9 protein-coding genes are annotated in these 9122 nt (G+C 67.3%); 7 read left to right on the top strand and 2 right to left on the bottom strand.

Translation table 11 applies throughout. From position 1 onward, the window contains the following. The first annotated feature begins 297 nt into the window (after positions 1–297). Complete coding sequence (locus AC5P6S_RS15600) at positions 298–1074, top strand: lytic transglycosylase domain-containing protein (protein WP_012479002.1); 777 nt, start codon at positions 298–300, stop codon at positions 1072–1074. 48 nt (positions 1075–1122) lie between these two features. On the opposite strand, the gene AC5P6S_RS15595 is transcribed toward AC5P6S_RS15600, so the two are convergent. Next, entirely contained in the window at positions 1123–2643 is a 1521-nt protein-coding gene (locus AC5P6S_RS15595; RefSeq protein ID WP_024958636.1) for a tetratricopeptide repeat protein, read from the bottom strand. 165 nt (positions 2644–2808) lie between these two features. Here AC5P6S_RS15595 and AC5P6S_RS15590 point away from each other — a divergent pair, with 165 nt between their 5' ends. After that, on the top strand, positions 2809–4890 hold the full coding sequence (locus AC5P6S_RS15590) for an NHL repeat-containing protein (RefSeq protein ID WP_065184049.1): 2082 nt from the start codon (positions 2809–2811) through the stop codon (positions 4888–4890). Here the strand turns inward: AC5P6S_RS15590 and AC5P6S_RS15585 are convergent. After that, positions 4868–5275, bottom strand: coding sequence for a YciI family protein (locus tag AC5P6S_RS15585; protein ID WP_004153945.1), 408 nt, complete (start codon positions 5273–5275; stop codon positions 4868–4870). The two genes, AC5P6S_RS15590 and AC5P6S_RS15585, sit on opposite strands and share 23 nt — an antisense overlap. A gap of 728 nt (positions 5276–6003) precedes the next feature. Here AC5P6S_RS15585 and AC5P6S_RS15580 point away from each other — a divergent pair. From AC5P6S_RS15580 to AC5P6S_RS15560, 5 genes are all read left to right on the top strand, one after another. Then, positions 6004–6417 (top strand): YciI family protein, encoded by a 414-nt coding sequence (locus AC5P6S_RS15580; protein WP_065184048.1) that lies wholly within the window; start codon positions 6004–6006, stop codon positions 6415–6417. 68 nt (positions 6418–6485) lie between these two features. Beyond that, positions 6486–6908 (top strand): VOC family protein, encoded by a 423-nt coding sequence (locus tag AC5P6S_RS15575; protein ID WP_065184047.1) that lies wholly within the window; start codon positions 6486–6488, stop codon positions 6906–6908. Positions 6909–6942: 34 nt separating this feature from the next. Then, positions 6943–7353 carry a VOC family protein gene (locus AC5P6S_RS15570; RefSeq protein ID WP_005415091.1) on the top strand — a complete coding sequence of 137 codons (411 nt, stop codon included), beginning with the start codon at positions 6943–6945 and terminating at the stop codon, positions 7351–7353. A gap of 24 nt (positions 7354–7377) precedes the next feature. Beyond that, complete coding sequence (locus tag AC5P6S_RS15565; RefSeq protein WP_065184046.1) at positions 7378–7734, top strand: DUF1428 domain-containing protein; 357 nt, start codon at positions 7378–7380, stop codon at positions 7732–7734. A gap of 45 nt (positions 7735–7779) precedes the next feature. Beyond that, a complete protein-coding gene (locus tag AC5P6S_RS15560) occupies positions 7780–9042 on the top strand; it encodes an RNA polymerase sigma factor (protein WP_065184045.1) in 1263 nt (420 codons plus the stop codon). The last annotated feature ends 80 nt before the right edge of the window (positions 9043–9122 follow it).

Below are 9122 nucleotides of genomic sequence, written 5' to 3'. Positions count from 1 at the left end.
TCGACTATGGACGGTCAAACGGGCATTTTTATGGTGGTTCATCCGGGCTCTTTGGGGTCTGGAGAGGTGTGGTAACCACCATTTTCCAAAGATGTCCCGGATGAACAACGTACAGAGAGATCACAGTTAGTCGACTGCTCTCCCGTGGGCCACCGGAAAACCCCGCGCTGCGCGCGATAGTCGACTGACAGTCGACTCTACCGCCGCCGGCGCCGGCGCCGGCGCGGGTGCAGGGCGCAGCCCTGCCGGCCCCCATTCACCCAACATTAGCGGGCGCGGCCGGATGATCCGGCCGCCATGCCCCGTCACCCTCTCCTGCTTGCGCTGTTGCTGCTGCCCAGCCTGTGGCCCGGGCTGGCCGCCGCGCGCACCGTCTACCGCTGCGTGCAGGGCAACACCGTCAGCCTGGCCACCGCGCCGGAACCCGGTTCACGCTGCACCGCGAAGGAAATCGACGACAACGCCATCCAGACCCCGAACCTGTGGGGCAACATGGGCGTGTTCAGCGGCGTGCTGTACGAGCGCGAGCAGGATGGCGCGCTGGTCTACTCCACCCGCAACCTGCCCGGCTCGCGGGTGTTCCTGAAGTTCACAGTGGCCACGCCGCCGGGCGAACCTGCCCACGAAGGCCTGGGCAAGGTCGGCAAGCCGCAGTTGGCGCAGCACGCCAAGCAGTTCAAGGCCGCGGCCAAGGCCACCGGTGTCGATGACGCATGGCTGCGCGCGATTGCCCATGCCGAAAGCAACTTCGATGCGCTGGCGGTCTCGACCAAGGGCGCACAGGGCGTGATGCAGTTGATGCCGGAGACCGCACAGGAATATGGCGTGCGCGATCCGTTCTCGCCGCAGCAGTCGATCGAGGGCGGCGCGCGCTACATGCGCGCGCTGCTGCGCCGCTACAACGGCGATCGCCCGTTGGCGGCGGCCGCCTACAACGCGGGCATCGGTGCAGTCACCCGCTACAAGGGCGTGCCGCCCTACGCCGAAACCCTGGCCTATGTGGACAAGGTGATGGCCCTGTATGCACGCTACCGCGAAGCGATGGGCATCCGTACCGAGGTGCCAGCCCGCTAGGCGGAAGGTGTAGTGCCGAGCCCACGCTCGGCGCCACAGAAAATCGGCTCAGCGCGAAGTGGAAGCGCTGACCAGGTCGTAGCGCTCAATGCGGCCGACGCGTGCCACCTCGGCCTGCACGTCGGCGCGCTGCTTCAGCGCACGCCAGGCCGCATCGATCTTCACGTCACCGGGCAGCGAGGGGTAGGTGCGCATGTCCTGCAGGGAGGCCAGCGTCTCGCCACGGTCGGTGGGGGAGCGCAGCTGTTCGATCAGCACTGCGGCTGCGCCGTCCAGGTTGCCTTCGTCCAGCAGCATCTCGCGATGGAACAGGCGTGCGTCGTCGCGCTGGGCAAGGATCACCGAGCGGGCGGCTTCCACTGCCTGGGCATCGCCGCGTTCGCGGGCGGCAGCGAACTGCAGCAGTGCCTGGGCCGCCTTGCCGTAACCGGCCAGGCCTGGCATGTCATTCACTGCGGCAGCAGCGTCCTGCATGCGGCCCAGCGAACTGAGCACGAAGCCGACGTTGAACTGGTGCTCGGCACCATCCGGGCCCAGCGCACCGATGCGTGCGGCCAGCCTGGCTGTGGCCAGCGCATCGTCGGTACGGCCCAACCGGCGCAGCGCCGTAAGCCGGCTGTTGAGCAGCCATGCCACCCATTCGGCTTCCGCCGCCGAGGGCGACTCACCTTCGGCCGCCGCACCGGCCATGCCATCGGTCAGTGCCAGCACTTCCTCGTTGCGGTCCAGCATCAGCAGCGTACTGCTGAACTCGGCCATGCGTGCGTCCAGCGCCCGGTCGAGCAGGCCGGAGACCCGCAGTTCGTCGAGGTGTTTCTGTGCAGCCTGCACCGGATCGAAGCGGGCATCGGCGCGGTCGACATAGCGATCAAACCGCTTGTCACTGCGCAGGCGGATGATCTCGGCGGGGCCGGTGATGCGCGCCAGCGTGGCGGGAATCCTGTCGCCACGGCCGTTGTCGGCCTGCAGCGTGGCCAGTGCCAGCCACAGCCCGGTGGGTTCCAGGCCGCCGCTCTTCCAGCCGTTGTCGAACAGCGCCTGCAGCAGTTCCATGCGCTGCTGGGGCTGGTCCCGCAGGCGGAACTGCAGGTAGTTGATCGCGTGGTGGTCCACCGGCAACGGCGCGTCGGCATGCTTCAGCGCCTGCACCAGGTGCTTCGTGGCAGGTGCCGGTTGGTTCTCGGACAGTTCCACCGAGACCAGGGTCAGCAGGATCTGCGCGTCGTCCGGCAGTGCTTCCTGTGCGCGCTGCAGGTAGCGGCGGGCCTGATCCGGCTTCTTCTGCACCATTGCGGTCCAGCCGGCCACCTGCGCGGCGCGGCCGCGGTGTTCGGCATCGAAGTCATCCAGCATCGGATCTTCCATCAGCCGTTCCATCGCGATCAGCGCACCCAGCGTGTTGCCACTGCGCGACTGCTGGATGGCTTCATCCCATCGCGTGGCATAGGCCTGGTGCATCGCATCGGCGGTGACGGACGGCTTCTGCGGTACCACCGTGATCGAAGCAGTGGCGGATGTGCTGGCCAATGCGGCAATCAGCAGGGCGGCGACGGGGAGGATGCGGGGCATGGAGGATTTCCATCCGTGGGAACCGCATTGAACCCGCTGCAGCCAGCGAGAACAAGCGCGATGGATGGAACTCTGGCGTTTGACCGCACGATTGGCCATGGCGGATCGTGCGTTCAGCGACTATTGTCGGTGCCTCTTCAGACAGCAGGCAGGCAGCGCAGCACGATGGCACGGTGGCAATGGATGGCGGCAGGCGTAGCATTGGCGACGGTAGTGGCATTGGCCGCAACCTGGTGGGAGACACCGCTGCATACGCTGGCTGAACCGGCGGGTCCGGTTCCAACGCCGCTGGCGTGGACCGCGCAGATCGAACCGCTGGCCGGCGATGGCCACCCGGGTGACCGCGATGGCGCGTCCGCGCAGGCACGTTTCGCCGATCCGTACGCGTTGCTGCGCAGTGCCGATGGCAGCGTCTATTTCACCGATGCCGGCGACAACAACCGGATCCGCCGCCGCTTGCCCGATGGTCGCGTTGAAACGGTGGCCGGGCAGGGCGAGGGGCGCGTTGATGGCCCGGCACTGCAGGCCAGTTTCAATACGCCTTCGGGCATTGCCGCCGACGCGCAGGGTAACCTGTATGTGGCCGACACCGGCAACCATGCCATCCGCCGCATCGGCACCGATGGCCAGGTGACCACGCTGGCCGGTGGCGAACAGGGCCACGCCGATGGCCCTGCCGTGCAGGCACGCTTCGATGCGCCGATGGGCATCGCAGTGGATGCGCAGGGTCAGGTCTACGTGGCCGACACCTTCAATGACCGCATCCGGGTGATCGGCACCGACGGCATGGTGCGCACCCTGGCCGGCGGCGATCGGCCGGGCCTGGCCGATGGCGTGGGCGCCGCTGCGCGCTTCGACACGCCGGTGGCGTTGGCCTTCGATGCGCAGGGCGCGCTGCTGGTGGCCGACCTGTTCAACAACGCGGTGCGCCGCGTAGGCGCCGACGGCACGGTCAGCACCGTGGTCGCCGCCGGTGGCGTGATCAATGGGCCGCTGTCGCTGGCCACCACCCACGATGGCGTGCTGTACGTGGGCGATCTTGATGGCCGCATCGTGCAGGTGACGCCGCAGGGTCACCAGATCGCGCTGGTTGGCAATGGTCGCCTGCCGCGCCTGGCCCGCCCCAGCGGGCTGGCGATGGATGCCGATGGCAGCGTGCTGGTGGCCGACGCCGCCAGCTACCGTCTGCATCGCCTGCGCCCGCTGCCGGTGGGCGAACTACCGGCACCGGCACTGGTCGGCCCGGCTGCCGATGCGGCGTTGCCGGAGACGGGCGGTCGCTGGCCGCTGGCACCGCAGGACGGTTGGCATGAAGTGGTCGGTACGTTGGGTGAGGTGCGCGGCAACTTCACTGGCGAGAGCCGCCACCACCTGCATGGCGGTTTCGACGTGCGCGGTGATGTGGGCCAGACCGTACTGGCGATTGCCGAGGGCAAGATCAGCAGCCCGGTGGCCGCCTGGAACCTGGGTGAGCAGGCCGAGGGCCTGGCGGTGGACCGCCTCAAGTACATCCACATGCGGGTCGGCCGCACCCCGCGCGATGAGCCCTACGATGCGCGCTGGCAGGCGTTGTATGACGAGCAGGGCAAGCTGGAGCGGATGCGCGTGCGCCGCGGCATGCGCATCCACGTCGGCGACCGCCTGGGCAGCATCAACAACCAGGCGCACGTGCACCTGGCCGTGGGTACCGGTGGTTTCGAGACCAATGCCGTGGCGCTGGGCTTCCACAACTACGCCGACCACTTCGCACCGCGCATCACCGATGTGGCGCTGCTGGATGACAACGACCAGCCGATGGCCGCCGGCAGCGATGGCGTGGTGATGGTGGCGCGCCAGGGCCGCGGCGTGCAGATCGTGATCGAGGCCTGGGACCAGGTCGACAACAACCTGCCGCGCCGCCGTCTGGGCATGTACCAGGTGGGCTACCAGATCCTCGATGCCAGTGGCCGGGCGTTGCAGGGCTACGAACAGCCGCGCTGGAACATCGTGTTCAACCGCATGCCGCCGCAGAAGGAGGCGGTGCGGGTGGCCTACGCCCCCGACAGCGGCATCACCGTGCATGGCAGCGCGGTGACCCGTTTCCGTTACCTGGCCACCAACACCGTGCGTGACGGCCTGATGGAAACCGGGCGCTGGCAGCCGGCGGCGCTGCCGCCGGGCGAGTACATCGTGCGCGCCAGCGTGCGCGACTACAGCGGTAACGAAGGCGTGGGCCCGCGCGAGATCAGGGTACGGCTGCTGCCATAGCCGCAGCCGGGGCGCCGCAGCGTTCGCGCTCGGCGTCCATGTCTTCCAGCGGCCGCACCTCGATGCTGCCGAAGCGCGCCCATGGGAAGTCGCGGGCGATGCGCATGGCTTCGTCGCGGTCGCGGGCGACGATCAGGTTGAAGCCGGCCAGCAGTTCGCGGGTTTCGGCGAACGGGCCATCCAGTACACGGCTGTGGCCATCGCGCACGCGCAGGGTCTGCGCGGTGTCGACCGGTTGCAGCTTCTGCGCGGCCAGCAGCGTGCCCTCGGCCTGCAGCTTGTCGGCGTGGGCCAGGCAGTCGCGCATCAGCGCGTTGAATTCTTCGGTGGGCAGGGCCTGCAGCAGGGCAGGCTCGATGTAGATCAGAAGCAGGTACTGCTGCATGGCACGGTCCTGGCGGGGGCGGAGTGTCCATGATCGCGCAGGATTGCGCGTGGGCATGTTGCAGCGCGGGAGGCGGCGCCTTCGGCGGGGATCGGCGAACGGCGGAGCCCCTCCGTGGTGGCGCTACAGCGTGATTCTTGGGCTTGGCCGGGTGGGTAGGCGGGTCGGGGGACGCCGTAAACCCGTCCATGGGGGCTTGGCCGCGGCATCCATGCCGCGGACACCCCCGCCCCGCCTACCCACCCGGCCTTGGACAGATCTCTGCAGCTGATCCACCACGGAAAATCACAAACAAGAGCAAAAGCGGGTCGCTTCGCTCGCAAAGCCGAGGCCGAGGCCGCCAGCCAATCGCCGTTGTTTTTGTTTTTGCTTTTGCTTTTGCCTTTTTTCTTGATCTTCCCGTGGTGCGTGCCGGAGGCAGGAAACTGTCCAAGGCCGGGTGGGGAGGCAGGGCAGGGGCGTGAGCCGCATGGATGCGGCGACCGAGCTTACATGGACGTACTTGCAGCGTCCCCTGCCCTGCCTCCCCACCCGGCCAAACCCATGAACCCGAGCTTTCAGCGACCAACCCAACCCCACCACGGAGGGGCTCCGCCGTTCGCCGACCCTCGCCGAAGGCGCGCTCTCCGCGGAAGAAAATAATTTCCAACAGACGTGTCGATTCCCAGCCCCCTGGTTCGTTGTACCCAATGAAGGGCACGCACCACGCGTCCCCACGGGAGACCGCAATGAAAGTGATGGTGATCGTCAAGGCCAACGCCGACTCCGAAGCCGGCCGCATGCCCAGCGAACAGGAACTGTCCGAAATGGGCGCCTTCAACGAACAACTGGTGGCCGCCGGCATCATGCTGGCCGGTGAAGGCCTGCACGCCACCCAGCGCGGTCGCCGCATTCACTTCGGCAGCGGCGCACCCAGGGTCGAGGCCGGTCCGTTCGGCCCCGCCGGCGACCAGATCGCCGGCTTCTGGCTGTGGGACGTGCGCTCGCTGGACGAGGCCGTTGAATGGGCCAGCCGTGCGCCGTTCAACAGTGGCGGCACGCTGGAGCTGCGTCCGCTGATTTCAGCCGAAGACTTCGGTGAAGCCTTCACCCCCGACTTACAGCAGCAGGAACAGCGTCTGCGTGCACAGCTGGAAGGTTGACCCGATTCATCTCCCTGCCGGGCACGACCCGGCACTACTGCCCTAGAACCGCACAACGGAGTATTGCCATGAAACTGATTCCCTTCCTCGGCTTCAGCGGCCAGGCCCATGAGGCGATGGCGTTCTACGCCAAGGCACTCGGTGGCCAGGTCACTTCGGAAATGAAATACCGCGACATGCCGCCCTCCGATGGCTCACCGGGCTGCAACGAGATGCCGCTGGAAACCCTGGACCACGTCGCGCACAGCCAGCTGGAGATCGGCAGCGCCATCGTGATGGCGGCCGACGGTCCCGGCGGCGGCGAGGGTGGCTCGACCACCATCAATGTCGACGTCGACAGCATCGAAGAAGCCGAACGCGTGTTCGCTGCACTGGCCGAGGGTGGCCAGGTGCAGATGCCGATTGCCGAAACGTTCTGGGCCCACCGCTGGGGAATGCTGATCGACCGCTACGGCAAGCCGTGGATGGTCAACTGCATGAAGCAGCCCTGATCCCCCTTTTTGTCATCCACAAGGAGCTTCACCGATGAGCGCACCACAACCTCAGATGATCTTCGTCAACCTGCCCGTGCAGGACCTGGAGAAGTCGAAGGCGTTCTTCACCGCGTTGGGCTACAGCTTCAATCCCACCTACACCAATGACGATGCGGCTGGCATGGTCATCAGCGAGAGCATCTACGTGATGCTGCTGACCCAACCTTTTTTCCAGCAGTTCACCAACAAGCCGATTGCCGATGCACACACTCACACGGAAGTGATCAATGCGCTCTCGGCCCCCAGTCGCAAGGCAGTTGACGAGTTGGTGGACAAGGCACTGGCCGCAGGTGCCAGCGAACCGCAGCCGGCGCGCGACTACGGCTTCATGTACCAGCGCGGCTTCCAGGACCTGGATGGCCATCTCTGGGAAATCGCACACATGGATGGCGAGCCGGGCTGACGGCCGCCGCAAGGGAGAACCCTCATGGCTTACGTGGATGCTTACGTGCTGCCGTGCCCACAGGACAAGGTGGCGGCCTACCGCCGCCTTGCCCGCAAGGCCGGTGCGGTGTGGAAGGACCATGGCGCGCTGCAGTACATGGAATGCGTGGCTGACGATGTGGAACCGGGCAAGAGCACCTCGTTCCCGCGTGCGGTCAAGGCAAAGCCCGGCGAAACGGTGATCGTCGCCTTCGTGGTGTTCCGTTCGCGCGCGGCGCGCGACCGCATCAACGCCAGGGTAATGACCGACCCGCGGCTGGCATCGCTGGGCCCGAAGGACATGCCGTTCGATACCAAGCGCATGTTCTGGGGCGGCTTCAAGCCGATTGTTGAAGCGTGAGCTGCGGCGCTTGTGCGGGCCGGGCGTGCGTGCTGTGATCGGCGCATGCCCGATCCCGCACCGACGCAGCGTCTGGAAACCCTCTGGCGGATGGAATCGCCGGTGTTGATCGCGCGCCTGGCGCGGCTGCTCGGGGGCGATGTCGGCCGTGCCGAGGAGCTGGCCCAGGACACCTGGCTGGCCGCGCTGGAGCGCTGGCCGGAACAGGGCATCCCGGACAACCCCGGAGCCTGGCTGATGACCACTGCGCGCAACCGTGCCATTGATGTGCTGCGCCAACACCAGCGGGTGGCGCAGCAGCATGCGCAGTGGGGCGAGGAACTGCACCCAGCGGCGCTGCCGGCACCGGATGACAGCCAGGCGCTGGAGGATGACCTGGGTGACGATCTGCTGCGTTTGATGTTCGTGGCCTGCCATCCGGTGCTGCCGGCCGATGCGCGGGTGGCACTGACCCTGCGCCTGCTCGGTGGCCTGACCACCGTCGAGATCGCACGTGCGTTCCTGCAGCCCGAGCCGACCATCGCCCAGCGCATCGTGCGCGCCAAGCGCACCTTGGCGCAGAAGCAGGTGCCCTATGAGGTGCCGCGCGCGGACGCGATGCCCGAGCGGCTGGCTTCGGTGCTGGAGGCGATCTACCTGGTCTTCAATGAAGGTTACGCGGCCAGCGCCGGCGATGACTGGATGCGTCCGGCGCTGTGCGAGGAGGCACTGCGGCTCGCACGCATCCTGGCGCACCGGCTGCCGGTGCCGCCGGTGCTGGGTCTGCTGGCACTGATGGAACTGCAGGCATCGCGTGCTGCGGCACGGACCGACGCGCAGGGCGCGCCGGTGCTGCTGGACCAGCAGAACCGCGCGCGCTGGGACTGGCTCCAGATCGAACGCGGGCAGCAGGTGCTGACCCGCGCGCTGGCCGCCGGTGGTGCTGATGATCCCTATGTACTGCAGGCGCGCATCGCCGCCTGCCATGCGGCGGCACGTCGGGCTGAAGCCACCGACTGGCCACGTATCGCTTCGCTCTATACCCGGTTGCTGCAGGTGATGCCTTCGCCGGTTGTCGCTTTGAATCGGGTCGTGGCGGTGCTGCGCAGCGAGGGCGCGTTCGCTGCGTGGGCACAACTGCAGCCACTGCTGGTGGATGCACGTCTGCGCGGCTATGCCCCGCTGGAGGTCGTCCGCGCGGAGATACTACAGGCGCTGGGGCGCGACCTCGACGCACGTCATGCTTTTGCCGAAGCCGCCAGACTCAGCCAGAACCAGGCGGAGCGGGGCCTGCTACGCCAACGGGCCGGACTGCCGCCCCAGGAGTGACTGCGACGAACGCAGCACTTGTCGGCAGGCGCCTGAGCGGCTATGTTTCGCGCCCAGCGGACGCATCAGCGTCCGCATTC

It is taken from the genome of Stenotrophomonas sp. YJH_SMC_119, from assembly GCF_059368315.1.
This window is presented reverse-complemented; position numbering and strand designations above follow the sequence as displayed.